The sequence below is a fragment of the Bordetella bronchialis genome, assembly GCF_001676705.1.
GTDB lineage: Bacteria > Pseudomonadota > Gammaproteobacteria > Burkholderiales > Burkholderiaceae_B > Bordetella_C > Bordetella_C bronchialis.
In genome coordinates this window covers 2652465-2679093 of sequence record NZ_CP016170.1, presented here as the reverse complement: position 1 = coordinate 2679093, position 26629 = coordinate 2652465, and the positions used below count along the sequence as shown (strand labels likewise).

Genomic DNA, 26629 nt, shown 5'->3' with positions numbered 1-26629 from the left:
TTTTCAATTCGGCGGAGAACCGCATGCGCCGCCCTCCTCTCCTGACCCGGATTCTTGCCATCGGCATCCTGCTGCACGTCTACATCGGCCTGCGCCTGATACCGGACGCCCCCGTGCCGGAGGCCGTCCAGGTGTTGGCCGCGCTCTACCTGGCCGTGTCCTGCGTCCTGATCCCGCTGGGCGCGCGGGCCCGGCAGATGGCGCCGCGCTGGTCGCGCCCCGCCGCGTGGACGGGCCTGATGGCAATGGGGTTTTTCTCGTCCCTGCTGGTGCTGACGCTGCTGCGCGACGTGGCGCTCGCCATCGCCTGGGCCGCCGGGGCCCTGGGCGGCCAGCCGCTGCATCTCCAGGAAGTGCGCGCGGCTTCCGCGCTGGCCGTGCCGGTGCTGGCGGTGCTCATCACCCTGGTGGGCCTGTACAACGCCCGGCGGCTGGCGCGCACGGTCACGGTCGACGTCCCCATCGCGGGCCTGCCTCCCGCCCTGTCCGGCTTCACGATCGCGCAGATCAGCGATGTGCACGTGGGCCCGACGATCCGGCGGCCCTACGTGGAAGCCATCGTGGCGGCCGTCAATGCCATGCAGGCAGACGTCGTCGCCATCACCGGCGATGTGGTCGATGGCCCGGTGGACGTGCTGTCGCCGCATACGGCCCCGCTCGCGGGCCTGGTCGGCCGCTATGGGACCTACCTGGTGACCGGCAACCACGAGTATTACTCGGGGGCCCGGGAATGGGTGACGGAATTCCAGCGCCTGGGCCTGACGGTGCTGTCGAACCGCCACGTGGTCATTTCGCACAACGGCGTCCCGCTGGTCCTGGCGGGCGTCACCGATTACAGCGCCGGGCAATTCGATCCGGCCCAGCGCAGCGATCCGCGCGGCGCGCTGCTGGGCGCGCCGCCCGACGCGGCGGTCCGCATCCTGCTGGCGCACCAGCCGCGCACGGCGGTGGCCGCCGAGCCGGTCGGCTACACGCTGCAGATTTCCGGCCATACGCACGGGGGACAATTCCTGCCCTGGAATTTCTTCGTCCGCCTGCAGCAGCCTTTCACCGCCGGCCTGAAGAAGACGGGCAAGCTGTGGGTCTATACCAGCCGCGGCACGGGCTATTGGGGCCCGCCCAAGCGCTTCGGCGCGCCGTCCGAAATCACGCGGATCCGGCTGGTCCCCGCGCGCCAGCGCTGACAGGACCGCGGGACGCCGGCCCTATTCCGCGGGGACCGAGGGCAGATGCAGCCGGCCGGTGTGATAGTCGTAGCCGTAGACTTCGCCGTAGCGGCCCCATTCGACGGCCACTTTCAGGACGCGCTCGGCCTCGTCCGCCTTCAGGAATTCCTCCAGCATGTCCAGGAACTGCTTGTCGGGCAATTCGCCGGTGGGCTCCTGGCGCAGCGAGTGGCAGATGTTGGCCGCCAGCGGAATATGCGCCAGGAGCTGCCGGCCGAAAATCTCCTGGCGTTCCTGCTGCTCCGCGCCGGCGTAACGGCGCCCCACGGGAGTCAGCGCGATGTCGCCGTGCTCGACGACCGCCAGGCCCAGCAAGCCCAGCGCCTCGTAGGCGGGGAAGAGTTCCTCGTCGGGCAGGCCCGCCTCTTCGGCCAGGCGCGGCAGGTCGGCGCGGCCGTTCAGGGGCGGCTCCGACAGCAGCTCCAGCACGGCCTCCATGGTGCCGACGTTGGCATCGGGCAGGCGATAGGCCTGGTGCACCGGCGCGGCGGGCGCGCCGGCCGCCGTCGCGGGCAAGGGCTTGGCGGTCATGAGCGAATACACCTGGTCCACCAGCGCCCGGACCTCCGGCGAATCGGCATTGCGCGGACGCGGCAGGGTGACGTGGATTTCGTCGCGCACCCGGCCCGGATCGCTGGCGAAGATCAGGATGCGGTCCGCCATCATGACCGCCTCTTCGATATTGTGCGAAACCACCAGGATGCCGCGCGTGCCCATGCGGCGCTCTTCCCATAGTTCCAGCATGTCGTCGCGCAGGGATTCGCCGGTCAGCACGTCCAGGGCGGAGAAAGCCTCGTCCATCAAGAGCACGTCGGGGTTGGTGGCCAAGGCGCGCGCGATGCCCACGCGCTGCCGCATGCCGCCGGACAGCTCGCGCGGCAGCGCGCCGCCGAAGCCGGCCAGGCCGATCAGCTCCAGCGCGGCCTCGGCGCGCTGTTCGCGCTCGGCGGGCGGCACGCCCTGGGCTTCCAGCCCCAGCGCCACGTTCTGGCGCACGGTCAGCCAGGGAAACAGCGCGAAAGACTGGAAAACCATGGCGATGCCGGCGGCCGGGCCGTAAAGCGGCTGCCCACGGTAATGGATGCTGCCATGGTCCGCCGGAATCAGCCCCGCCATGATGCGCAGCAGCGTGGACTTGCCCGAGCCGGATTTCCCCAGCAAGGCGACGATCTCGCCTTCGCGCAACTGGAAGTCCACCCCTTCGAGCACCGATCGCGTGGCGCCGTCGGCGGTACGGAACATTTTGCTGACGCCGGCCAGGTCCAGCAGATTCTTGTCGGCCATCATGCTATCTGCTCCACTTTTCCGCCAACACGTACAGCCGGCGCCACAGCAGCCGGTTCAGGCCCATCACGAAAACACACATCACGCCGATACCCAGGGCGATACGCGGGAAGTCCCCGCGCGAGGTCATGTCGGCGATATAGCCGCCCAGGCCGGTGGCCGTCAGGGTGGTCTTGCCCCAGGTGACGACCTCGGCCACGATGCTGGCGTTCCAGGATCCGCCGCTGGCGGTGATCGCCCCAGTCACGAAGCTGGGGAACACGGCGGGCAGGTAGAAACGCCGCCACTTCAGCCACCCCTTCAGGCCCAGGTTGTCGGCGGCGTAGCGCAGTTCGCTGGGGATGGTGGTGGCCCCGGCCACGACGTTGAACAGGATATACCACTGCGTGCCGAAGATGATCAGCGGACTGAGCCAGATCTCCGGGTTCAGCCGGAAGGCCACGATAACGATGACGGCCAGCGGAAACAGCAGATTGGACGGAAAGGCCGCCAGCAGTTGCGCCACCGCCTGCACGCGTTGCGACCATTCCGGCCGCAGGCCGATCATGATGCCCACCGGCACCCAGACCAGCGATGCCAGGCAGATCAGCACCAGCACGCGCACCAGCGTGATCAGGCCCAGCCCGAACACGCGCAGCACTTCGGCCCAGCCGACCTCTGCATGGACGAAGATCACCAGCCGCCATACGGCAATCAGGGCCAGGGCCGTCAGGACGGCATCCACCGCGCGCTCGACGTAGGCACTGCGGCTGCGCACGCGCGCCCGGACCGAGGTGCCGTCATAGTCGCGGCGAAACCAGCCCAGCACGCGCTGCGCTTGCAGCGACAGGGCTTCGCTGCAAGCGCGAGTCAACCGGCCGCGGCGCAGCCAATCCAGCACCCAGGACTGCTGGGCCGTATTGCCCTGGGTTTCCTCGAAGCGGAATTTGTCGGCCCATGCCAGCAGCGGTCGGAAGAACAACTGGTCGTACAGCAGGATGCCGATCGCCATGGCGATGATCGCGTAGACGATGGCGTGCACGTTCTGCGCATCGATGGCGACCGCGATATACGAGCCGATGCCGGGCAGCTTGATGTCCTGGTTGGACACGGTGATCGCCTCGGACGCCACCACGAAAAACCATCCGCCCGACATCGAGAGCATCATGTTCCAGAGCAGCGCCGGCGTCGCATAGGGCAGTTCCAGCCGCCAGAAGCGCTGCCACGCGCTAAGGCGGAATACCCGTGCGGCTTCGTTCAGCTCCGACGGCACGGTACGCATCGATTGATACAGGCTCAGGGCCATGTTCCACGCCTGCGAGGTGAAGATGGCGAAGATGGCCGCGCACTCCACGCCCAGCAGGCTGCCGGGAAACAGCGCGATGAACCCCGTAACCGTGATCGACAGGAAGCCCAGGATGGGTATGGACTGCAGGATGTCCACCATCGGCACCAGGATTTTTTCGGCGGTGCGCGACTTGGACGCCACGGCGGCGAACGCAAAGCTGAACAGCAGCGAGGCGCCCAGCGCCATGAACATGCGCAGCGTGGTCCGCAGCAGGTAATACGGCAGATAGGAAGGATCGAGGGATATCGGCAGCGGCGTGCCCACCGCATAGGGCTTGGCCATCTGCGAGGCGCCGAATGCCAGCGCCGCGAGCACGCCCAGGATCAGCGGCAATAAAGCCCAGTCCCAGCGATTCGGACCGCGGCCATCGGCGGTCCGGCCCGCCGGCTTGGAGACGAAAATCGGATACATGCCCTGCTCCGGCAGGCAAAAACACAATGGCGGACCGATGCGGGGCAGGTTCCGGCGGCAACCGTGGCCCGCCCGCGAAGGCGTGCGCAAGGTATCACGAGGCACGGCAGAGCGTCCACCGTAAAAACTTGACGAAATTCTGAATATGCCGGGGGCTCCGCGCGCGCGGATCAGGCCGCCGGCCGGGCGGGCATGGCCGGGCCGCGCGTCCCGTCGAGGAGGGCTCGGACGCGGCATGCCCGGTTCGTCGCCGGGCTCCGCGACGGGCAGGCGAATCGCGCGGCCGCGGGACCCGACCGAATACGGCGTGAAATCGCGCATGCCACGCCGGCCGCGCCTGCCCATATCCCCCGGGGCGCCCGTTGTAGAATCGGGGACGGACGATTTCCGTCCTCTCTGGAAAGCCCGCCATGATCGACCGCGTCTTCGTTTTTCTCGGCGCCCTGAATATGTTCCTGGCCGTCGGCGCCGGCGCATTCGGCGCGCACGGGCTGCGCCGCATCCTCACCCCGGAAATGCTGCAGGTCTGGCAAACCGCGGTCACCTATCACATTGCCCACGCACTCGGCCTGCTGGCGATCGCCGCCCTGTCCCCGCGCTATGCCTCCGGCCTGTGGACGACGGCTGGCTGGCTGATGTTCGCCGGCATCATCCTGTTCAGCGGCAGCCTGTACCTGCTCTCCGGCACCGGCATCCGCTGGCTGGGCGCGATCACGCCGCTGGGCGGCACGGCTTTCCTGGCCGGCTGGGCACTGGTCGCCTGGGCCGCGGTGCGCGCCATGCCGCCCGGCTAGCACCGAACCTATTGTTCTCCCCATGTCGCCAACTTCTTCCGCTCGCAGTACGGCGGGTACCGGGATCGTCTGTATCCTGTGCGGCATACTTTGCCTGACGATCAGCGACGCCATCGCCAAGTGGCTGGGCGGCACGTATCCGCCCACGCAGATCCTGTTTCTGCGCTGCGTGATCGCCCTGCCCTTTATCGCGGCCATCGTCGTCGCACTGGGCGGTCGGCATGCGCTGCGCACCCGCCATCCCGGCATCCACCTGCTGCGCGGCGCGATCAACGTGGTATCGGCCACCGCTTTCTATTCCGGCCTGCGCTACCTGCCCTTCGCGGAAGCGACCGCGATTTCCTACGCCGCGCCGCTGTGCGTCACGCTGCTATCGGTGTTCGCGCTCAAGGAGCGCGTCGACGCCACGCGCTGGACCGCCCTGGCACTGGGATTCGCCGGCGTACTCCTGATCGTGCGTCCCGGCACGGCCAGCTTCCAGGCGGCGGCGCTGCTGCCGCTGGTCACGGCGATGCTCTATGCCGTCATGATGATCACCGCGCGGGCCATCGGCCCGGGCGAGAGCTTCCTGACCATGTCTTTCTACATCGTGGCCGCGCAACTGGTTTGCAGCGCCACTACCCTGCCCTGGTTCTGGCGGTCGCCGGACGCCACGCACTGGCCTTTCTTCGCCGGCGTGGCCTTGTTCAGCACCCTGGGGCTTACCTTGATCACGCAGGCCTTTCGCATCGCGCCGGCTTCGGTGGTGGCGCCCTTCGACTACACCGGACTGATCTGGGCCAGCCTGCTGGGCTGGGTCATCTGGCAGGAAACGCCGGACCTGATGACGTGTATCGGCGCGGCCATCATCGTGGCCGCGGGACTGAGCATCATCCTGCGCGAAGCGATACGGCCGAAGCGGGGACGCGACACGTAGCGGCGCGCAGCGCGTTGGCGGGACAGGCGCCGCTGCCCGCGGGGAGGCGTGAAACCGTGCCTTCGCGCCCAGGCAGGACGTCCGGGCGCCGGCCATCCCGCGGGCGCCGCGTTCACCTGGCCTTCGATGGCGCCGCGCCCGCGCCCCGGGCGGCATCGGCGCCGACCACCGCATACAGCCGCCAGGCCAGGCCCAATCCCAGGACCAGCAAGGCAGCGATCAAGGCGACGACGCCATTCCACCCGGCCAGCTCCCAGCACTTGCCGCCGACCGAGCCCAGCACGCTGGACCCCAGGTAATACGCCAGCAGGTACAGCGAGGCCGCCTGCGCCTTGTAGCCGCGCGCCAGCTGGCCCACCCAGCCGCTGGCGACGGAATGCGCGGCGAAGAATCCAAAGGTGGCGACGATCACGCCCGCGATCACTACTCCCAGCATCGAAGACAGCGTCAGCAGGGTACCCAGCAGCATGGTGCCCGCGCCCAGGCAAAGCATCAGGCCGCGGCCATGGCGGTCGGCCAGCCGGCCGAACAGCGCCGAGGCGAATATCCCCACCACGTAGGCGGTGAAGATCGCGCTGATGGTGGCCTGGCTCAGCGAGTACGGCGGCGCCAGCAGGCGAAAGCCGGCGTAGTTGTAGACCGTGACGAAGCTGCCCATCAGCAGGAATCCCAGCGCGAACAGCGACAGCAGGTTGGCGTCCACCAGGTGCGTCATGATCCCGGCGCGCGCCGCGCGCCAGCCGCCGCCGCGCTGCGGCGTGAAATGCCGCGATGCCGGCAGGCTCATGGCGAACAGGATGGCCGCGCCGATGCCCAGCACCCCGACGACCATCATGGCCACGCGCCAATCGAAATAATCCGCCACCAGCCCCGTCATGACGCGGCCCGCCATGCCGCCGAAAGCGCTGCCGCCGATGTACAGCCCCATGGCGAATCCCAGGTCCGAAGGCGCGACCTCTTCCGCCAGGTAGGCCATGGCGACGGCCGGCACGCCGCCCAGCACCAGGCCTTGCAGCGCCCGCACCGCGAGCAGCGCCTGCCAGGTCGGCGTGAGCGCCACGGCCAGGGTCAGGATGCCGGAGGCGAACAGCGACGCCGCCATGACGCCCTTGCGCGGCAAACGGCTGGACCAGAAACCCACGATAAAGATCGCCACCGCCAGCAGGCCCGTGGTCAGGGACAGCGACAGGCTGCTTTGCGTCGGGCTGATGCCGAAGTGGTCCGTGAACAGCGGCAGCAGCGGCTGCACGCAGTACATCAGCGAGAAAGTGGAAAAACCGGCGGCGAACAGCGCCCAGTTGGTATTGCGGTAACCCGGCGTGCCACGCGTGTGCCGCGGCGGCGCGCCCGTACCGTCCGGCGCGTCGCGCCCGGTCGATGGCGAAGTCATGGAAACAGGAAGCGTGGCGACCGGCCCGAGGACGTCCCCGGACAAAAAAAGCGGCGCGCCGCAACCCGTAACAGTAGGACGATTCAGAGCGCCTGTCCAATCCGCCCGGGGCCCGCGGCCTGCGCCGCCTTATCGTGGCCCGCCGCGCGAGCCGTGTGACGGGCCCGCGGAACCCGCGCGTGGCCCAGGGCCGCGTCCTAATCGCCGGCACCGGAAAAATGCCGGTGCAGCACGTCGCGCACGCGCGGATGGCCCGCCGCCTGGTCCGCCACCGCGGCCAGGCGGGGGCAGTGCTCGTCGAACCAGGCCCGGCGCGGGCGCCAGTGCGTCATGACGGTGATGTACAGATCCAGCGCGGTCAACTGATCCCCCAACACATGGGGTTCGCTTACCTGCTCTTCGATACTGCGCCAGAGCATCTCGCGCCGCTTGTCGGTGGCCGCGCGCAGCTTGCGGGCGGCCTCGCCTTCGCCAGTCCAGCGCGCCGGGTCGTCGCCGAAGGTGAATGTGGGATAGACCGCCGCCGCCATCCGCAACAGCATTTCGAAAAAGCGCGCCCGCTGCATGCTGCCGGAGGCCGGCGCCAGGTTGGCGTGGGGGGCCGCATCGTTCAGGTGCAGGATCATGGCGGCGCTTTCCGTCATGACCGCGCCACCCGGCAGGATCAGCGTGGGAACCTGTCCCAGCGGATTGAGGCGCAATAGCCGGTCGCGTCCCGGGCCGGGCTTGAGGTAAGGAATATCCGTAAGGCGGACGTCCAGTCCGGACAGGCGCAGCGCGGCCTCGACGATGGCCGAGCCGCAACCGCGCGAACCGATCAATTCGTACTGCGTCATGGCGGCGCTCCCCTGCGAGACTCCCCCCGCGGCCGGCGTGGCGACTACTGCTGCGGCCACTGTACACCCGTGCCGCGGCGGCGGGCGCATCAGGACGTAACCGGATCCCCGTAGAGCGGCTCGGGCTCGGCATCGATGACTGTGCGCAGCACCGCCAGGAAGCGGCGCGCCATAAGTGGCAAGGGCTGCAGGTCGGAATACGTCGCCCAGATGGCCATCCGGGCCGCCGGCGCGATGGGCCGCACCGCGACGGCGCGCCGCAGCTCCGGCCCGACGCACCAGGCATCCACCATGGCCGGCCCCAGCCCCTGTTGCACGAAGGCGGCCGCCATCACCGGCGTATGGACTTCCAGCGCCGCGGCGCGGGGCGGCGCGCCACCGAAGAACGACGCCAGCATCCGGCCCAGCGGGGCTTGCGCGGGGTAGCCGATCCAGTCCACCGCCGCGAAATCCCCGGGCCGCAGCACCTCGCGGCTGGCCAGCGGATGCCCCGGCGGCAGGATGCAGACGACCGGCGTGCTGCCCAGTTCGATCGCCGCCAGATTGGGATGGTCCGGCGGCTGCATGGACACGGCGATATCCGCGTGGCCGCCCAGGAAGTGCCCGGCCAGCTCATCGAAGGTCGCGCTACGGTAATCGACGCGCACCTGGGCGCTGGCGGCGCGCAGCGCGCGCAAGGCCATGGGCACCATGCGCTGGCCGAAACTGGCGCTGGACACCACCCGCAGCATGCCCGCCCCGGCTTCGCCCAGGCTGGTGGCCAGCTCGTTGACGCGCTGGATGCCGCCGTACACCTGCTCGACCTCCGCATACAGGCGGCGCGCCTCCGCCGTGGGCGCCAGGCGCGTGCGCGAGCGTTCGAACAGCGGATAGCGCAGGCGGCTCTCCATCAGCGCCAGCACCCGGCTGATGGCCGGCTGCGAAACATGCAGCATGCGTCCGGCGCCACTGATGGATCCGGACAGCATGATGGCGCGGAAGACCTCGATCTGGCGCAGGTTCAGCGGCGGACGCGGCCCGGAATCGCCGCCGCGCGGCATGCCGTCTTCCGGCGTCCCCTCGATGTCATGCATGCCGGACTGGCTCCCCTGGGCGGCGGTTACAAGCGTGCTCATGCGGGCCGCGCGCAGCGGCGACCCACCGGCGACGGCCCACATTTGGATAACACGCGATTATAGGTTTTCCACATTTTTTGATATGCGCTGCGCGGCGGGGCGGTGGTACCTTGCCGGGTTCGATACACCCGTCACGTTCTACCCACACCAAGCAAGGGGAAATGGACCATGTCCACGTTCAAGCAGTTTCGTAGCTGGGCCGCCGCGGCAGCCCTGGTCGCCGTCGCCGGCAGCGCCGCCGCGGCGGATGCCAACTGGCCGGATCGTCCGGTCACTTTCATCGTGCCCTCCGCGGCCGGCGGTTCGCCCGACGTCCTGTCGCGCCTGATCACCACCCAGGTCGCCAAGCAGACCGGCGCCTCGCTCATCGTCGAGAACCGCCCCGGCGCGGCCGGCAACATCGGCATCAACCTGGTCAAGCGCGCGGCCGCCGACGGCTACACCATCGGCTACGGCAACATCAACACGCTGGCCGTGAACCGTTCGCTGTTCAAGAAGCTGCCCTATGACGTGGACAAGGACCTGGTGCCGGTCGTCCACATGATCGATCTGTACAACGTCCTGGTCGTGCCGGCCGATTCGCCCGCGCACAGCGTGCAGGAACTGATAGACCTGGCGCGCAAGAACCCCGGCAAGCTTTCCTACGGCGCGCCCGGCGTCGGCACGACCGGCCACATGGGCGGCGAGCTCTTCAAGAGCATGGCCAAGATCGACGTCATGTTCATCCCGTACAACGGCGGTCCCGCCGCGATCCAGGATCTGCTGGGCGGCCGCATCGATTACCTGTTCGCCAATTCCTCCGAAGCCGTGCCCCTGGTCAAGAGCGGCAAGGTCCGCGCCCTGGGCGTCAGCAGCCTGAAGCGCCTGGACTTGCTGCCTGAAATCCCGACCCTGGACGAAGCCGGCCTGAAGGGCTACGAAACCGTGGCCTGGGGCGGCGTGGTGGCGCCGCACGGCACCCCCAAGGAGGTCGTCGCCAAGATCAACGCCGATATCAACGAAGCGCTGAAGGCGCCGGAAGTGCGCGAGGGCCTGGCCACGCTGGGCGCGGTGCCCGCGGGCGGCACGCCGGAGGACTTCAAGAAGCTGATCGACAGCGAAACCGCCAAGTGGCACGACATCATCGAAACCGCCAAAATCGAAAAACTGGACTGATATGGACGCCGACCTGATCCTGCGCAAGGCCACCGTCATCGACGGCAGCGGCAAGGACCGCTACGTCGCCGACGTCGCCATTTCCGGCGAACGCATCGCCGGCATCGGCAGCTTCGCATCCTCCGACGTGCCCTCGCTGGACGCGCAAGGCCAGGTCGTCGCGCCCGGCTTCATCGATTCCCATACCCACGACGACGGTTACCTGCTGGCGCACCCGGACATGACGCCCAAGGTGTCGCAGGGTATCACCACGGTGGTCACGGGCAACTGCGGCGTCAGCCTGGCGCCGCTGGTGGCCGAGCGGATTCCGCAGCCGCTGGATCTGCTGGGCCCGCCCTCGCTGTTCCGCTTCGAGACGTTCGCGCGCTGGCTGGACGCGCTGCGCGCGGCGCCGGCGGCGGTCAATGTCATTCCCCTGGTCGGCCACACCACGCTGCGCGTGGCCGCCATGGACGACACCGACCGCCCCGCCACCGAAGCGGAGATCGCCGCCATGCGCGGGATGATGGAAGAAGCCATGGCGGCCGGCGCCTTCGGCATGTCCACGGGCACCTTCTATCCCCCGGCGGCGCACGCGCCGACCGAGGAGATCATCGGCGTGGGCGCGCCCATCCGGGAGCACGGCGGCCTGTACGCCACGCACCTGCGCGACGAGGCCGACCACATCGTGCCGGCCATGGACGAAGCCCTGGCCATCGGCAAGGCATTGGACTGCCTGGTCGTGTTCTCGCACCACAAGCTGGCCGGCGAGAAAAACCACGGCCGCTCCGCCGAAACCCTGGCGCTGATGGAGCGCGCCGGCAAAATGCAGCCGGTGTGCCTGGATTGCCATCCCTACCCCGCGACCTCCACCATGCTGCGCCTGGACCGCGTGCGCATTTCGCGGCGGACGATGATCACCTGGTCCAAGGGCTATCCCGAAGCGAAAGGACGCGACTTCGCCGAGGTCATGCAGGAGCTGGGACTCAGCGAGGAAGAGACGCTGCGCAAGCTGTCCCCGGCCGGCGCCATCTATTTCCTGCTCGACGAAAAAGACGTCAAGCGCATCATGACGCACCCGCTGGCGATGGTGGGCTCGGACGGGCTGCCTTTCGATCCGCATCCGCACCCCCGCCAATGGGGCACTTTCACGAATGTATTGCGCACCCTGGTGCGCGAGCAGTCGCTGCTGTCGCTGGAGCAGGCGGTCCACAAGATGACCGGCCAGGCCGCGCGCAACTACGGGCTGGCCGAGCGCGGCCTGCTGCAGCCGGGCTATTATGCCGATCTGGTGTTGTTCGATCCGGACCGCGTCTCCGACCGCGCGACCTTCGAGCAACCCATCCAGGTCAGCCAGGGCATCCTGGGCGTCTGGGTCAACGGCCGCCGGGTATGGAAGGACGGCGCCGCGGACGCCAACCGCCCGGGCAAAGTGCTGACGCCCACCCGAAAACCGGAGTCACTGCAGTGAACGACGCGCATCCTGGCTGCTATCTCGGCATCCTGGGCGGCATGGGCCCGATGGCGGGCGCCGCCTTCGCCTTGCGGCTTTCCGCCCTTACCCCCGCCGATCGCGACCAGGACCATATCCCCGCGGTGCTGCTGAACGATCCCCGCGTGCCGGACCGCACGGCGGCGACCCGCGGCGGCGAGGATCCCCTGCCCTATCTGCTGCGCGGGATCCGCTTCCTGAACGAGAGCGGCGCCCGGCTGATCGCCATTCCCTGCAATACGGCGCACCTGTGGTACGAACAGATGACGCAGGCATCGCGCGCGCCGGTGCTGCATATCATCGAGTCCGTGGTCGAAGACCTGCACCGCCGCGGCATACGGCAGGGAAAGGTCGGGCTGATGGGGACGGAAGCGACGCTGCGGCTGGGGCTGTACCAGCGGACGCTGGAGCGCCACGGGTACGAATGCCTGGTCCCCAGCGAAGAAGAACAGGTGGCGTACTGCACCAAGTCCATCCTGGCGGTCAAGGCCAACCGCCTGGCCGAAGCCTACGAACCCGCCGCCGCCTGCGTCCGTCTCCTTGAGTCCCGCGGCGCCGTGGCGGTGGCGCTAGGCTGCACGGAACTGCCGCTGGCGATTCCGCATGATCGCCGGCCCGAGTTCGATGTGCCGATGACGGATTCGATCGATGCGCTGGCGCTGGCGGTGATACAGCGCTACCAGGCCGAACAGGGCGCCGGCGTGTCACGGGCTGCGTAGGCGGGTCCTGGGCATGTCGTGGGTCGGGGGCGGTTTTCGACGGCACGGTTGCTGATGGGGTCTGGCGCGGGATGCCGTTTTTAGGGCGGCTTGCTATTGCCGTCCGGGGTGCGCCGTTTCGGGGCGGCTTGCTATTGCCATCCGGGGTGCGCCGTTTCGGGGCGGCTTGCTATTGCCGTTCGGGGTGCGCCGTTTCGGGGCGGCTTGCTATTGCCATCCGGGGTGCGCCGTTTCGGGGCGGCTTGCTATTGCCGTTCGGGGTGCGCCGTTTCGGGGGCGGCTTGCTATTGCCGTTCGGGGTGCGCCGTTTCGGGGCGGCTTGCTATTGCCGTCCGGCGGGGGGGAGGGCTGTCGGGGCTGGCCCGGTCGGCCGGTCCAGGGCCTTCGCCCTGGACTACCGCTTCGTCTTCCTCCTCCGGCGGCCGAACAAACACTGATTTTCTTGCGGCTTTCTTGCCCGGCCGTCCTCCGTACGGAAGCCCTCGCGCGGCGCTCCGACGGGCCAGCCCCGACAGCCCTCACCCCCGCCGGACTCACGGCCTGCCTCACGCCACGGTCGCTGCCATGATCTTCGTGCTTGGCCCTTCGTGGGTCGCATCCCGAAATTTGGAAGATCTTCATTGCCCGTCGTTTTCGGGCCGCCCTGCGCGGCCCAAAAACGCCTACGCGGTTGGTACATGTCGCGGTTGTTGGTCTGCGGCGATTCCGATCATGCGGCGGCTCCGATCATGCGGCGGCTCCGATCATGCGGCGGTTCCGATCATGCGGCGGTTCATGCTGTGGGCGGGAAATCGGAGTGGAATCATGGCCCGCGCGTTGGGGGGTAACAAGTCGGTGCGGCGGGCCGCCAACGGCCCGCCGCACCGTAGGCACCGTACCTTGCCATGGATCCCAGGGATAGGCGCGGCCCTACTATCTGGGATTTCGTGTGCGGGCCGTCAAGCCGAACGATCGTTCTGGACTTCCCTCGCTCGTGCAGCCCAGCCGGCGGCGGCATTTCGAGGGAGTGTCAGGAATTTTGTGCTTGAGGCCTAACATGTCGAAAACGGAGCATGTATGGCAACCCGAAAGAAGAATCCCCCTAAAGAGCTGCCGGCGATTCCTGCCGAGTTGGTCGAGCAATTGGTCAAAGGGCCGATGACGGCCGAGGCGGTGCAGGACCTGTCGATGGCGTTCAAGAAGGCGTTGATCGAGCGGGCACTGGGCGCGGAGCTGGGTCATCACCTGGGTTACGCACCGGGCCAACGGTCTGAAACGGCAACGAACCGACGCAATGGCACGAGCTCGAAGACCGTGCTGACCGACGACGGGGCCATCTCGGTAGATGTGCCGCGCGATCGCGACGGCAGCTTCGCCCCGATCCTGATTCCCAAGCATGAGCGGCGCTTCACGGGGTTCGATGACAAGATCATCGCGATGTACGCGCGCGGCATGACAGTGCGCGAGATACAGGCGTTTCTTCTGGAGCAGTACGGCACTGAGGTATCGCCAGAGTTCATCAGCTCGGTGACCGATGCGGTGGTCGAGGAGGTTACAGCCTGGCAAACCCGCCCGCTGGAGACGATGTACCCGGTGGTGTTCTTCGATGCGCTGCGGGTGAAGATCCGCGAGGACGGCGTGGTCAGAAACAAGGCCGTGTATCTGGCCCTGGCCATCCTGGCCGACGGCACACGCGACGTGTTGGGCTTATGGATCGAGCAGACCGAAGGCGCCAAATTCTGGATGAAGGTCTTCAACGAGCTCAAGACTCGTGGCACGCAGGACATCCTGATTGCAGTCACCGACGGCCTGAAGGGCATGGAGCAGGCCTTAAACGCCGTATTCCCTGCCACGACGTTGCAGACCTGCATCGTGCATTTGATGCGCTCAAGCCTGGACTATGCCAGCTGGAAGGAGCGCCGTGCCGTGGCTGCTGCGCTCAGGCCCATCTACAGTGCGCCAACGGTGGAGGCCGCGCAAGCCGAGCTGGCACGCTTCGAACAGGGCCTGTGGGGACAGCGCTACGCGCCGATCGCGCAGGCTTGGCGCAGCGCCTGGGACCGCGTGATCCCGTTTTTTACCTTCCCGCCGGCGATCCGCAAGATCATCTATACCACCAACGCCATCGAGAGCATCAACGCCCAGCTGCGCCGGGCGGTCAAAACGCGCGGGCACTTCCCCTCCGACGAGGCGGCCACCAAGCTGCTGTGGCTGGTGCTACGTAATATCACCGGCACCTGGGGCAGTTCCACTCACGAGTGGAAGGCAGCCATGAACCAGTTTGCGATCATCTACGCAGAGCGCTTCACCAATCCATATCGCTGAAATATCATCACTGGGCTGGGGCTCTTATAGACCGGCCTTTAATGCCTCAAGCACAAAAATACTGACACACCCCATTTCGACCGATGGCGCCCAAGTGCGTGAACCGGAACCCGGCCGAGTACTTCAGGCCGTAGCCCAACGCGCGGTCGAAGCCGATGTGCGCCGCCCAAATGATGCCCGCGACAATCGCGGCCGGCCTGGAGAGGAAGATTCCAGCCGCCAATACCGCCACGGGGCCGATGAACGAGTGTGCGAAGTTGTAGGAGACCGCACCGACCCTGGGGCCGGCCAGATACCCCAGGAACGAAAGGTCCGGCACAAAAAAGAACAGTCCGAACGTCCCCCAACCAGCGCCGAACTTCGCATAGGCCAGCAGACTCGCCGCCAGGATGGCCAGTCCTTCGAGACGAAGAAGAACGCGAACACCGCCCGATACTGCAGTCATCATGACAATAATCCTGGGTATGACTACACCCCCCGTTTCGCAGCCGTTGAAAACCAGCGCATGGCCCTTTTGGCGGAATAAACGGCTGTGTTTTCGCACTCTCGATCGAGCCAGCATCTCGCCCGAGCCTAGGGGTCGAATCATTGTAATCAGAACGCCAGACTTCGATAACCGCGACGGCCATACGCGCTAGCGCGCATGGCGCCTATGCCAGCATCCGCCGCAAGCCCAGGTGCCACGGTGTGGCGGGCCGGCGGGCGGCCCGCCACACCGCCTTGTTACCCCCCACCCTGCGCGGCCAAAATTCCACTCCGATTCCCCGACCTCCGCATTACCAGCACCGATGGCATTACCAGCACCGGTCGCATTCCAGCAGCCGTGGCATTACCAGCACCGGTAGCATTACCAGCACACGTCGCATTACCATCACCCGTAGCATCACCGACAACCGTCGCATTACCAGCAACCACCGCATGCACCACTGCGTAGGCGTATTCGGGCCGCGCAGGGCGGCCCAAATACGACGGGCAACAGAAGATCTTCCTTAACCCGAAACCCCCGCCCCACGAAGGGCCAAGAACACCGACCATCCCAGCGACCGGCTCTAAGGCAACCCGTGAGTCCGGCGGGGGAGATGCCTGGCGGGGCCGGCCCGTCCGAGGGCGCGCGAGGGCTTCCGTAGGGAGGTCGGCCGGGCAAAAAACCCGCAAAAACCCCACCGCTCCTTCGGCCGCCGGACGAGGAAGACGACGCGGAAGTCCAGGGCGAAGGCCCTGGACCGCCCGAGCGGGCCGGACACGACAGGCATCTCCCCCGACGGACGGCACCAGCAAGACGACCTTCGAAAGCCATCTCCCCACGGACGCCACCAGCAAGACGACCTTCGAAAGCCATCTCCCCCCACGGACGCCACCAGCAAAACGACATTCGAAAGCCATCTCCCCCGACGGCCGGCACCCCTTCTACCCCGACTCACCCACCCAGGTAAGCCTTCCGCACATCCGCATTGGACAGCAGATTCGCCCCCGTATCCTGCAATACCACCCGCCCGTTCTCCAGCACATACCCGCGATCCGCGACCTGCAGCGCCTTGTTGGCGTTCTGCTCCACCAGGAACACCGTTACGCCCTGCTCCCGTATCGTCCGTATGATGTCGAATATCTGCGCGATGATCAGCGGCGCCAATCCCAACGTGGGTTCATCAAGCAGCAGCAAGCGCGGCCGCGTCATCAGCGCCCGCCCGATGGCCAGCATCTGTTGCTCGCCCCCCGACATCGTCCCCGCCCGCTGCTCCGCGCGTTCCTTCAAACGCGGGAACAACTCATAGACGTAATCCAGCCCCTGCTGGATCTCCGGCCGGCTCGAAAAAAACCCGCCCATCATCAGGTTCTCCGCCACCGTCAGGTCCTTGAACACCCGCCGTCCCTCCGGAGAAATCGCGATCCCGCTGCGCATGATGCGCGACGTTTCCTTTTGGGTGATGTCCTGCCCTTCGAAAGTGATGGTTCCCGACCGCGCACGCGGATTGCCGCACACCGTCATCAGCAGCGTCGTCTTGCCCGCGCCATTGGCGCCGATCAGCGTAACGATCTCGCCCTTGTTGACTTCCACGGACACGCCGTTCAGCGCCTGGATCGCGCCGTAATACGTGTGCACGTTCTCCAGCTTCAGCATTATTCTTCTCCCAGGTACGCCTTGATGACGCGCTCGTCGCTGCGCACCGCGTCCGGCGTACCCGTCATGATCGGTTTGCCATGCTCCATGACCAGGATGCGGTCGGAAATCCCCATGATCAGGCTCATATCGTGCTCGATCAGCAGCACCGCCACGCCGAACTCGCGGCGCAGGCGGTCGATCAGGCGCTGCAAGTCCTGCTTTTCCTGGGGGTTCAGGCCGGCGGCCGGCTCGTCCAGCATCAGCAGACGCGGCTTGGTGATCATGCAGCGGGCGATCTCCAGGCGGCGCTGGTGGCCATAGGCCAGATTGCCGGCCTCGCGGTTGGCATACTGCCGCAATCCCATGAAGTCCAGCCACTGCGCGGCGCGCGCCAGCGCGTCGGCCTCGGACTGCCGGTAGGACTTCAGCTTGAGCAAACCGGGCAGCAGGCGCGTCTCCACCTGAGTATGTTGCGCCACCAGCAGGTTCTCCAGCACCGTCAACTGCTTGAACAGCCGGACGTTCTGGAAAGTGCGCACCAGCCCGTGGCGCGCCACCGTGTGGCTGGACAGGCCGGTGATGCGTTCGCCGTCCATGACGATATCGCCGTCCGTGGGCTTGTAGAAGCCGCCCACGCAGTTGAACACCGTCGTCTTGCCGGCGCCGTTGGGGCCGATGATGGCGAAGACCTCATCGCTCTTGACGTCGAATTCGACATGATCCACGGCCAGCAAGCCACCGAAGCGCATGCACAGGCCCGATACTTTCAGCAGGACGTCGCTCATTTACCCAACTCCACGTGAGGACGCTTCATCGGCAGCAGGCCCTGCGGACGCCACATCATCATCAACACCATCACCAGGCCGAACATCAGCATGCGATATTCGGCGAACTCGCGCGCCAGCTCGGGCAACACCGTCAGCAGTATGGCCGCCAGGATCACGCCCACCTGCGAGCCCATGCCGCCCAGCACCACGATGGCCAGGATCAGCGCGGATTCGATGAAGGTGAACGATTCCGGATTGACCAGGCCCTGGCGCGCGGCGAAGAACGCGCCGCCGAAGCCGGCGAACATCGCCCCCAGCGTAAAGGCGGACAGCTTGATGCGCGTCGGGTTCAGGCCCAGCGAACGGCAGGCGATTTCATCCTCGCGCAAGGCTTCCCATGCACGGCCCACCGGCATGCGCTTCAGGCGCGTCGCCACGAACAGCGTGATCAAGGCCAGCATCAGCGCCATCAGGTACAGATAGATGATGACGTGCTGGTTTTGGAAGGTCAGGCCCAGCAGTTCGTGGAAGGTGCGCTGGCCTTCCACGCTGGATGTACGGGCCATCTCGAAACCGAAGACCGTGGGCTTGGGGATGCCTGAAATGCCGTCGGGGCCGCCCGTCAGCCAATTCAGGTTGATCAGCAGCAGGCGAATGATCTCGCCGAAGCCCAGCGTCACGATGGCCAGGTAGTCGCCGCGCAGGCGCAGCACCGGGAAACCCAGCACGAAGCCGAACAAGGCAGCCACCGCGCCCGAAAACGGCAGCGCTTCCCAGAAGCTCCAGCCGCCCCAGTGATACAGCAAGGCATAGGTATAGGCGCCCACCGCATAGAAACCGACGAAGCCCAGGTCCAGCAGCCCGGCAAAGCCCACCACGATGTTCAGGCCCAGGCCCAGCATCACGTAGATCAGCACCAGCGTGGCGATGTCCACGGAGCCGCGGTCGCTGAAGAACGGCCACACGACGGCCGCGACGATCACCGCGATCATCAGCCACTTGTGACCCTGCACCGGCGCGGCCGGCAAGGTGGGCAATTCCCGCTTCAGGCGCTTGAACGGCAGCGCCAGCCAGGGCCGCAGCAGCTGCCCCACGAACACGACCGCCATGGCGATCAATACATTGCTCCAGTGCGGATCCATCAGCGTGCGGGCGCCTTGGCGCACCAGCTGCAGGCCGAACACCGGCGTGACGATGAACGCGGTCAGGATGGCCGCGATGAACGCATTTTTGAGTTGATTCGCCATCAGACTTTTTCCACCTCGGGTTTGCCCAGGAGTCCAGTGGGACGGAACAGCAGGATCAGGACCAGCAGCAGGAAGGCGATGATGTCCTTGTACTGGGACGAGATATAGGCGGCGGCGAACGTTTCCACCAGGCCCAGCAAGGCGCCGCCCAGCATGGCGCCGGGAATGCTGCCGATGCCGCCCAGCACCGCGGCCGTGAAGGCCTTGATGCCGACGATGAAGCCGATGAAGGGATTGAGCTTGCCGATGGTCAGCGCGATAAGGACGCCACCCACGGCGGCCAGCACCGCGCCCAGCACGAAGGTGAACGAGATGACGCGGTTGGTATCGATGCCCAGCAGGTTCGCCATGTGCATGTCCTGCGAGCAGGCGCGCGAGGCGCGACCCATGCGCGAATACTTGATGAACAGCGACAGGCCGATCATCAGCACGACCGTCACGACGATGATCATGATGCGCGAGTACGGCACCGTGACGTCGAAGTTTTCCCCCATCTTGAAGCTGACGGCGCCGAAGATGATGTTGGGCACCGCCATATCGCGCGCGCCCTGGCCGAGCGCCACCCAGTTCTGCAGGAAGATCGACATGCCGATCGCGGAAATCAGGGCCACCAGGCGCGGACTGCTGCGCAGCGGCCGGTATGCCACGCGTTCCACGGCGAAGCCGTAGACCCCCGTGACGGCCATCGCCACGATAAGCATCGCGGCCACGATCAGCGGAACGGGCGTGCCGCTTTGCGCGCCGATGGCCGTGAGCGTCACCAGGCCGACGTAGGCGCCGATCATATAGATCTCGCCATGCGCGAAGTTGATCATGCCGATGATGCCGTACACCATCGTGTAGCCGATGGCGATCAAGGCATAAATGGCACCTAGCGACAATCCATTGAAGAACTGTTGCGTTAACTGCGGGAGAAGGTCAGACATGTCTTATGTAGGCTCCAAATAGCACCGGCCCCGGTAATACGACCCGGAGCCGGAAACCTGGGCGTTCGAATGAGGCCCCCTGGCATGGGGCAATCACCTTAAAGCTGGGTTTTCTTACCGTTCTTGTCCCACTTGAAGACCGCGAATTCGAAATTCTTCAGGTCACCCTTCGCATCGTATTCGACCTTGCCGATGGCGGTGTTGAAAGAGTGTTTATGCATATAGTCGGCGACCTTGGTCGGATCCTCGCCCACCGCGCCGATGCTGTCCGCGAGGATTTGCACCGCGGCGTAGGCCGGCATCTGGAAGGCGCCGTCGGGATCGCGCTTCTTGTCGTGGAAGGCCTTGACGATGCCTTCGTTGCCGGGCAGCTTGGTGAAGTCCGAGGGCAGCGTGACCAGCAGTCCATCGATGGCCGGGCCGGCGATGGCGACCAGATCCTGGTTGGCGGTGCCTTCCGGGCCCATGAACTGCACGTTCAGTCCCTGCTCGCGCGACTGGCGCAGCAGCAAGCCGAGCTCGGGATGGTAGCCGCCGAAATACACGAAATCCACGCCGGCGGACTTCAGCTTGGTGATCACCGCGGAATAATCGCTGTCGCCGACGTTGATGCCCTCGAAAATGGCGACGTTCACGCCGTCCTTCTGCAGCGTATCGCGCACCTGCGTCGCGACGCCGGAACCGTAGGTCTGCTTGTCATGCAGCACCGCGACCTTCTTGGGCTTGACCGTCTTGGCGATGTAGTTCGCCGCGAAAGGCCCTTGCTGGTCGTCGCGCCCGATCGTACGGAAGAAGTAATGCGGCTTGATGGTGTCCGTGACCAGGGGCGACGTGGCGCCCGGGGTGATGGCGACGATATGTTCCTGCTCGTAGACATTCACGGCCGGGACCGTGACGCCGGAGCAAGCGTGCGCGACGGCGAACTTGGCGCCGGAGTTGACCACGCGGTTGGCGGCCGGTACGGCCTGCTTGGGCTCGCAGCCGTCGTCGATCAGGATGGGCTCGAGCTTCTTGCCCTTGACGCCGCCCTTGGCATTGATGGTTTCGATGGCGGTCAATGCGCCGGCTTGGATCTGGTCGCCGTACTGCGTATTGGGCCCCGTCATGGGTTGGGGGATGCCGATCTTGATGGTATCGGCGGCCTGCGCTGCGCCCGCGAGCGTCAGCGCCCCGAGCATGATAGCGATCGGGGTAAGGCGTTGCAGCATAGTCATGCGAGAGATCTCCGCTAGGGTTGAGCGGCTCTGCACGTGGCAGCCGTGGCGGAAGGATGTTCCTTGGCCTATCGTGCATCACCGGCTTCTTGGGCAAACCACGATGTGGCGCGTATTCTGAAAGGTGCCATTCAGGCTGTCACTGGGTGTATTCCCCAATATCGTGGAACGTGACGGGATCCGGTGACAGATGGACCAGACAGCCGACAGCCGTCCCCCGCCCGAGCGCGGATGCAATCGAACAGGCACCCCGGGGCCAGGACAGGCGCGCCGCCTTGCCATGGCGGGCCGCGCGGCCGCACCTAGCCGGCCGCACCGAACAGCGCGCCGACGCCGGCGGTCAGCGCGATCGCGGCCACGCCCAGGACGGTGACGCGCAGCACGGCCCGGACCTTGGGCGCGCCGCCCGCCCAGGCCGCCACCGCGCCCAACAGACCCAGGCAGGCGATGGACCCCACGGCCACCGCGGGCAATTGCCATCCCGGCCGCGGCACCAGGGCCGCGAGCGCCAGGGGCAGCACGGCGCCGATGGCGAAGCTGGAGGCCGACGCCGCCGCGGCCATCAAGGGCTGCGCGCGCGTGTTCTTGGAAATGCCCAATTCGTCGCGGGCATGCGCGTCCAGCGCATCGTGCGCCGTCAAGGCCTGGGCCACCTGCATCGCCAGGCCCGGCGGCAGGCCCCGGTTTACGTAGATATCCGCCAGCTCCTGCAGTTCGACCGCCGAATTGCCGGCCAAGGCCTTCTGTTCCAGCTTCAGGTCCGCACGCTCGACGTCCGATTGGGACTTGACCGATACATACTCGCCGGCCGCCATGGAAAGCGCGCCCGCCACCAGGCCGGCCAGGCCGGCCGTCAGCACGGCGCCATGGCTGCCCTGGGCGGCGGACACGCCGGCGATCAGGCTGGCCGTGGACACGATGCCGTCGTTGGCGCCCAATACGGCGGCGCGCAGCCAGCCCGTGCGGTGAATACGATGATGTTGCGGAGCCGGCATCGGTACCTCATGGCGGAAAGTCGGAGAAAACGCCATCGCCCGGCCCTGCCGGGGCGATGGCCCGAATCGCCCGAGATACTACGCCGTACCGGTCAATCCTGCTGATACAGCTTCAGGATGCTGGAGAAGTCCAGCTTGCCGTGCCCCGCGGCGCCATGCAGCGCGTACAGATTCCGCGCCAGCGCGCCCAGCGGAATGGATGCGCGCGTGGCCTGCGCGGCTTCTCCGGCCAGCCCCAGGTCCTTGAGCATGAGATCGCTGCCGAAGCCGCCCGCATAGCCCTTGGACGCCGGCGCGTGTTCCATGACGCCGGGCCACGGGTTGTAAAGCTCGGTCGCCCAGTTGCGGCCGGAACTCTTGGCGATGATGTCGGAAAGCACCTTGGGATCCAGCCCGTTGGCCACGCCCAGCGACAGGGCCTCGGCCGTGCCGGCCATCAATATGCCCAACAGCATGTTGTTGCATATCTTGGCCACCTGCCCCGCGCCGGCCGGTCCGGCGTGAAAGATGTTCTTGCCCATCTGTTCCAGCACCGGCCGCGCGCGGGCCAGCGCCTGGTCCTCGCCCCCCACGATAAAGGTCAGCGTGCCGGCGGCGGCGCCGGCCGTGCCGCCCGACACCGGCGCGTCCAGCATGGAGATGCCGCGCGCCTGCGCCGCGGCCGCCACCTTGCGCGCGCTTTCCGGCGCGATGGTGCTGCACTCGATGACAAGGGCGCGGGGATCGATATGGGCCAGCAGGTCGCCGCCCAGGTACAGGCCTTCGACGTGCTGGCTGGCGGGCAGCATGGTGATGACGATGTCGGCGCCCGCGACCGCGTCCCTGGCGGTGGCCGCGGCGCGCGCGCCGGCCGCCGCCAGCTTGTCCATGTTGGCGGGCAGCAGATCGTGCACCGCCAGCTGGCGTCCGGCCTTGATCAGGTTCAAGGCCATCGGCGTGCCCATATTTCCCAAACCGATGAATGCGATGTTGCTCACGGCTGTCTCCTATGTGTCGTTTTCCACGCGGCAACCCGGGCCCATCCCGGCGGGGTCCGCGCTAGGCCGCGCCCAGGTCCGCCAGCGGATGCGGCTGGTCCTCCGGCCACGGCTCTTCGAAGAACTTCAGTACCCACTGCTTGTCCGCCGCCTCGATGGTGGCGGGATTCCAGCGCGGCCGGCGGTCCTTGTCGATCAGCAAGGCGCGTATGCCTTCGGCGAAGTCGCCATGCGCCGCGGCCTGCAGCGCCGCGACGTACTCCGCGCGGAAGACGTCCTCCAGCGAGCGTTGGCGCATGCGCAGCAACAAGGTAAAGGCCAGCCGGGCCGTGCCCGGCGAGCCCGCGAGCATCGTGCGGGCGGCCTTCGACAGCCACGGGTCGTCGTTGTCCGCCAGGGCGGCGATGTTCTCGTAGATTTCTTCCAGGTCCGTGCCGGAGCACAGGTTGTTGATCTGGAAGGAATGCTGTTTCAACGGCCCGGGCGCCAGGCCCTCGGCGGGCTCCAGCGCCAGCAGGGCCTGGCGCAGCAGGCCATCGTTCATGGAGCGCGGGGCGAAGGCCGGCGCATCGTCGCCGCCGATGGTTCCCGCGCTGCCGGCCCAGGGCAGGGTCTCCAGTTGGGCCAGCAGGCGCGGCCAATCGGCCTGCCGCACATGGAAATCCGCCAGCCCCGTAAAGAAAGCATCCGAGGCATTCAGCTGCGCGCCGGTCAGGGCCAGGAAAACGCCGGTATTGCCGGGCATGCGGTTGAGCAGCCAGCTGCCGCCGACGTCGGGGAACAGGCCGATGCTGATTTCCGGCATGGCGAGCCGGACGGTTTCGCTGACCACCCGATGGCTGGCGCCCATCATCAGCCCGATGCCGCCGCCCATGACGAATCCATTGCCCCAGCACAGCACCGGCTTGGGATAGGTATGGATACGGTAGTCCAGCCGGTATTCGACCTCGAAGAACTCGCGCGCATAGCGGTTGGCCCAGGGCTTGCCGGCCGGCGCTTCGCGCATACTGCGGTACAGCCCGTGCAAATCGCCGCCCGCGCAGAAGGCCTTGTCGCCGGCGCCCTGCAGGACGACGATGGCCACGCGCGGGTCGGCGGCCCACGCCATGAGCCGCTCGTCCAGCATGCGCGCCATATCCAGCGACAGCCCGTTCAATGTCTGCGGCGCATTCAGCGTGGCCACGCCGATCCGCATGCCGTTTTCCGTGGGACGTTCCTCGAAAAGCACCGGCTGATTCATCGTAAATCCGCTCCCTTTTCCAACAGCTGGCGGGCCACGATCACACGCATGATCTCGTTGGTGCCCTCCAGGATCTGATGCACGCGAGTATCGCGCACCAGGCGTTCCAATGGATAGTCTTTCAGATATCCGTAGCCGCCGTGTATCTGTTGCGCATCCAGGCAGACCTGGAACCCCACGTCGGTGGCGAAGCGCTTGGCCATTGCGCAATACGCGCCGGCATCGGGCGAGCCGCCATCCAGCTTGCATGCGGCCAGGCGCACCATCTGGCGCGCCGCCACCAGGTGCGTGGCCATGTCGGCGAGCTTGAACTGCAAGGCCTGGAAATCCGACAGCGGGGCGCCGAACTGGCGGCGCTCGCGCATATAGCGGCGCGCGGCGTCCAGCGCGCCCTGGGCCGCGCCGACCGAACACGTCGCGATGTTGATGCGCCCGCCGTCCAGCCCCCGCATCGCGATCTTGAAGCCCTGCCCCGGCTCGCCCAGCATATTGACCGCCGGCACCCGCACGTTCTCGAAGCTAATGGCGCGGGTGGACTGGCTGTTCCAGCCCATCTTGTCCTCCTTGCGGCCGTAGGTAATGCCGGGGCTGTCCGCGGGCACGGCGAAGGCGCTGACCCCGCCCGCCCCGCCGCCGCCGGTGCGGGCCATGACGATGAGAAGGTCGGTATCCCCCCCGCCGGAGATAAACGCCTTGGAGCCGTTCAGGATGTAATCCCCGCCATCTTCATCCGCGCGCGTGCGCAGCGAGGCCGCGTCCGAGCCCGATCCCGGTTCGGTCAGGCAGTACGAAGCCAGCCGGCTGCCGGAACACAGCAGCGGGCCCCAGCTTTCGCGCAATGCGGGCTGGCCCCAGGATCCCACCATCCAGGCGGCCATGTTGTGTATGGTCAGGAACGCGGTCGTCGACGGATCCACCGCGGCCATTTCCTCGAACACCAGGGTAGCGTCCAGCCGCGGCAATCCCAGGCCCCCGATGTCCTGCGGCGCATACAGCCCGCAGAACCCGAGTTCGCCGGCGCGATGGAAGGCCTGCTTGGGAAAGATGCCCTCGGCGTCCCAGCGCGCGGCGTTCGGCGCGAGTTCTCCCATGGCGAATTCGCGCGCCGCCTCCGCGAACGCTTGTTGTTCGTCGTTCAGCTGCATGTCCATGATCCCGCTCTCCTCCTGATGGCCCGCTGTCCCCGCGCGCATTCACGCCGGTCCGGGCGGGCGGTTTTACGTCGGTTTACGTTAACGTAAACGGAAACGGAATGACAAGAGGACAGACCCGCCAATCACTCAGCGGGGCGCCTTGGGCGTACGCGGCGGTTTGCCGGAAAGCGATTTGCGGGCGCGGTGCGCCGCCCGGCGGCGGCGCGACTCCATAGGGTCGAACGCCAGCGGCCGGTAGATTTCGACGCGGTCGCCATCGTGCAAGGTGTAGCCCGGCTGGACGACCCGCCCGAACACCCCCACGCCGGCCCGCCAGGGGTCCACGCCCGGAAAGTCCTGCATGAAACCGCTGGCGGCGATCGCCTCGGCTGCGGTAGCGCCGGCCGGCAACTCGACCTGGCGCTGCCAGGCGTCATGCGGCCGCGCATGGCACACCCAGACGGCGACCGCCTGCCTGTCATTCCCCATAGATCGCCTGGGCCCGCTTGGTGAAGGAATCGATGAAACTCGTGGCGATGCGGTTGAATACCGGGCCGACCACCAATTCCAGCGCCCGGTTCGAGAACTCGTATTCCATGGTGAACAACACCTTGCAGGCGTCCTTCGCCAGGGCCTGGAACACCCAATGCCCCACCAGCAGTGAGAACGGGCCATCCACGAGCTCCAGGTCGATCCGATGCGGAAACGCGTGGGTGTTGCGCGTCGTGAAGGTCTGCTTGATACCGGCGAAGCTGATGGTGATGGAGGCCTGCATGCCGTGTTCGTCGCGGGACAGGACCTGCGCGCCGCCGCACCACGGCATGAACTCCGGATAATGCTCAACCCCGGCAACCAGCTCGAACATCTGGGCATCGCTGTAAGGGACGAGAACGGAACGCTGGACTTTGTGCATCGATGGTCGCAAATCGCTAGAATGGCAAGATTTTACCGGCTATACGCGGGCACCGCCGCCGCGCCCCCTGTGCGTGGCCGATCCGGGTTCCATGGCCCGGGCGGGACACCATCAAGCCCTGCGCCCACCGTCCCGACGAATCGACGTGGGTATCCCGTCAGCATGTTC

At 66.8% G+C, this 26629-nt stretch carries 24 protein-coding genes; 7 read left to right on the top strand and 17 right to left on the bottom strand.

Annotation, left to right across the window (positions count from 1 at the left end):
• The first annotated feature begins 23 nt into the window (after positions 1-23).
• Entirely contained in the window at positions 24-1184 is a 1161-nt protein-coding gene (locus tag BAU06_RS11845) for a metallophosphoesterase (RefSeq protein ID WP_066358910.1), read from the top strand.
• Between the two features lie 21 nt (positions 1185-1205).
• Here the strand turns inward: BAU06_RS11845 and BAU06_RS11840 are convergent, their stop codons facing one another.
• Complete coding sequence (locus BAU06_RS11840; protein ID WP_066358908.1) at positions 1206-2510, bottom strand: ABC transporter ATP-binding protein; 1305 nt, start codon at positions 2508-2510, stop codon at positions 1206-1208.
• Between the two features lie 4 nt (positions 2511-2514).
• On the bottom strand, positions 2515-4248 hold the full coding sequence (locus BAU06_RS11835) for an ABC transporter permease (protein ID WP_066349205.1): 1734 nt from the start codon (positions 4246-4248) through the stop codon (positions 2515-2517).
• 410 nt (positions 4249-4658) lie between these two features.
• On the opposite strand from BAU06_RS11835, the gene BAU06_RS11830 reads away from it, so the two are divergent.
• A complete protein-coding gene (locus tag BAU06_RS11830) occupies positions 4659-5042 on the top strand; it encodes a DUF423 domain-containing protein (protein WP_066349204.1) in 384 nt (127 codons plus the stop codon).
• A gap of 22 nt (positions 5043-5064) precedes the next feature.
• Positions 5065-5958 carry a DMT family transporter gene (locus tag BAU06_RS11825; protein WP_066349202.1) on the top strand — a complete coding sequence of 298 codons (894 nt, stop codon included), beginning with the start codon at positions 5065-5067 and terminating at the stop codon, positions 5956-5958.
• A 112-nt stretch (positions 5959-6070) separates the two neighbouring features.
• Here BAU06_RS11825 and BAU06_RS11820 read toward each other — a convergent pair whose 3' ends face one another.
• From BAU06_RS11820 to BAU06_RS11810, 3 genes are all read right to left on the bottom strand, one after another.
• Entirely contained in the window at positions 6071-7348 is a 1278-nt protein-coding gene (locus BAU06_RS11820) for an MFS transporter (RefSeq protein ID WP_082993642.1), read from the bottom strand.
• 197 nt (positions 7349-7545) lie between these two features.
• Positions 7546-8184, bottom strand: coding sequence for a glutathione S-transferase family protein (locus BAU06_RS11815; protein ID WP_066349201.1), 639 nt, complete (start codon positions 8182-8184; stop codon positions 7546-7548).
• An 89-nt stretch (positions 8185-8273) separates the two neighbouring features.
• Positions 8274-9224, bottom strand: coding sequence for a LysR family transcriptional regulator (locus BAU06_RS11810; protein ID WP_066358902.1), 951 nt, complete (start codon positions 9222-9224; stop codon positions 8274-8276).
• Between the two features lie 243 nt (positions 9225-9467).
• Between BAU06_RS11810 and BAU06_RS11805 the strand changes: the two genes are divergently transcribed.
• The 4 genes from BAU06_RS11805 to BAU06_RS11790 all read left to right on the top strand — a co-directional run bounded on the left by BAU06_RS11805 (position 9468) and on the right by BAU06_RS11790 (position 14948).
• Complete coding sequence (locus BAU06_RS11805; RefSeq protein WP_066349200.1) at positions 9468-10454, top strand: Bug family tripartite tricarboxylate transporter substrate binding protein; 987 nt, start codon at positions 9468-9470, stop codon at positions 10452-10454.
• Between the two features lies 1 nt (position 10455).
• The gene (locus tag BAU06_RS11800) at positions 10456-11904 is read left to right on the top strand and encodes an N-acyl-D-amino-acid deacylase family protein (RefSeq protein ID WP_066349199.1); all 1449 of its coding nucleotides are present in this window, start codon (positions 10456-10458) and stop codon (positions 11902-11904) included.
• A 41-nt stretch (positions 11905-11945) separates the two neighbouring features.
• The gene (gene cuyB, locus BAU06_RS11795; RefSeq protein ID WP_231934084.1) at positions 11946-12644 is read left to right on the top strand and encodes a cysteate racemase; all 699 of its coding nucleotides are present in this window, start codon (positions 11946-11948) and stop codon (positions 12642-12644) included.
• 1056 nt (positions 12645-13700) lie between these two features.
• Positions 13701-14948: an IS256 family transposase gene (locus tag BAU06_RS11790; RefSeq protein ID WP_066342657.1), complete on the top strand. Its 1248-nt coding sequence runs from the start codon at positions 13701-13703 to the stop codon at positions 14946-14948.
• Between the two features lie 46 nt (positions 14949-14994).
• Here the strand turns inward: BAU06_RS11790 and BAU06_RS11785 are convergent, their stop codons facing one another.
• The 12 genes from BAU06_RS11785 to BAU06_RS11730 all read right to left on the bottom strand — a co-directional run bounded on the left by BAU06_RS11785 (position 14995) and on the right by BAU06_RS11730 (position 26461).
• On the bottom strand, positions 14995-15396 hold the full coding sequence (locus BAU06_RS11785) for a DUF4260 domain-containing protein (RefSeq protein WP_066349191.1): 402 nt from the start codon (positions 15394-15396) through the stop codon (positions 14995-14997).
• A gap of 969 nt (positions 15397-16365) precedes the next feature.
• Positions 16366-17067 carry an ABC transporter ATP-binding protein gene (locus tag BAU06_RS11780; RefSeq protein ID WP_066349189.1) on the bottom strand — a complete coding sequence of 234 codons (702 nt, stop codon included), beginning with the start codon at positions 17065-17067 and terminating at the stop codon, positions 16366-16368.
• Entirely contained in the window at positions 17067-17834 is a 768-nt protein-coding gene (gene livG / locus BAU06_RS11775; RefSeq protein ID WP_066349187.1) for a high-affinity branched-chain amino acid ABC transporter ATP-binding protein LivG, read from the bottom strand. The genes BAU06_RS11780 and livG overlap by 1 nt, the downstream gene beginning before the upstream one ends.
• Positions 17831-19063 (bottom strand): high-affinity branched-chain amino acid ABC transporter permease LivM, encoded by a 1233-nt coding sequence (locus BAU06_RS11770; protein ID WP_066349181.1) that lies wholly within the window; start codon positions 19061-19063, stop codon positions 17831-17833. The genes livG and BAU06_RS11770 overlap by 4 nt, the downstream gene beginning before the upstream one ends.
• Positions 19063-19989, bottom strand: a complete 927-nt coding sequence (gene livH, locus BAU06_RS11765; RefSeq protein WP_066349176.1) for a high-affinity branched-chain amino acid ABC transporter permease LivH — start codon at positions 19987-19989, stop codon at positions 19063-19065. Before livH ends, BAU06_RS11770 begins: the two co-directional genes overlap by 1 nt.
• Positions 19990-20087: 98 nt before the next feature.
• On the bottom strand, positions 20088-21203 hold the full coding sequence (locus BAU06_RS11760; protein WP_066349173.1) for a branched-chain amino acid ABC transporter substrate-binding protein: 1116 nt from the start codon (positions 21201-21203) through the stop codon (positions 20088-20090).
• A 302-nt stretch (positions 21204-21505) separates the two neighbouring features.
• The gene (locus BAU06_RS11755; RefSeq protein ID WP_066349172.1) at positions 21506-22198 is read right to left on the bottom strand and encodes a VIT1/CCC1 transporter family protein; all 693 of its coding nucleotides are present in this window, start codon (positions 22196-22198) and stop codon (positions 21506-21508) included.
• 92 nt (positions 22199-22290) lie between these two features.
• Complete coding sequence (gene mmsB / locus BAU06_RS11750; RefSeq protein ID WP_066349167.1) at positions 22291-23175, bottom strand: 3-hydroxyisobutyrate dehydrogenase; 885 nt, start codon at positions 23173-23175, stop codon at positions 22291-22293.
• Between the two features lie 61 nt (positions 23176-23236).
• Positions 23237-24415: an enoyl-CoA hydratase/isomerase family protein gene (locus tag BAU06_RS11745; RefSeq protein WP_066349161.1), complete on the bottom strand. Its 1179-nt coding sequence runs from the start codon at positions 24413-24415 to the stop codon at positions 23237-23239.
• On the bottom strand, positions 24412-25566 hold the full coding sequence (locus tag BAU06_RS11740; protein ID WP_066349159.1) for an acyl-CoA dehydrogenase family protein: 1155 nt from the start codon (positions 25564-25566) through the stop codon (positions 24412-24414). Before BAU06_RS11740 ends, BAU06_RS11745 begins: the two co-directional genes overlap by 4 nt.
• A gap of 129 nt (positions 25567-25695) precedes the next feature.
• Complete coding sequence (locus BAU06_RS11735) at positions 25696-26037, bottom strand: RnfH family protein (RefSeq protein WP_066349156.1); 342 nt, start codon at positions 26035-26037, stop codon at positions 25696-25698.
• Positions 26027-26461 (bottom strand): type II toxin-antitoxin system RatA family toxin, encoded by a 435-nt coding sequence (locus BAU06_RS11730; RefSeq protein WP_066349155.1) that lies wholly within the window; start codon positions 26459-26461, stop codon positions 26027-26029. Before BAU06_RS11730 ends, BAU06_RS11735 begins: the two co-directional genes overlap by 11 nt.
• Positions 26462-26629 lie beyond the last annotated feature (168 nt).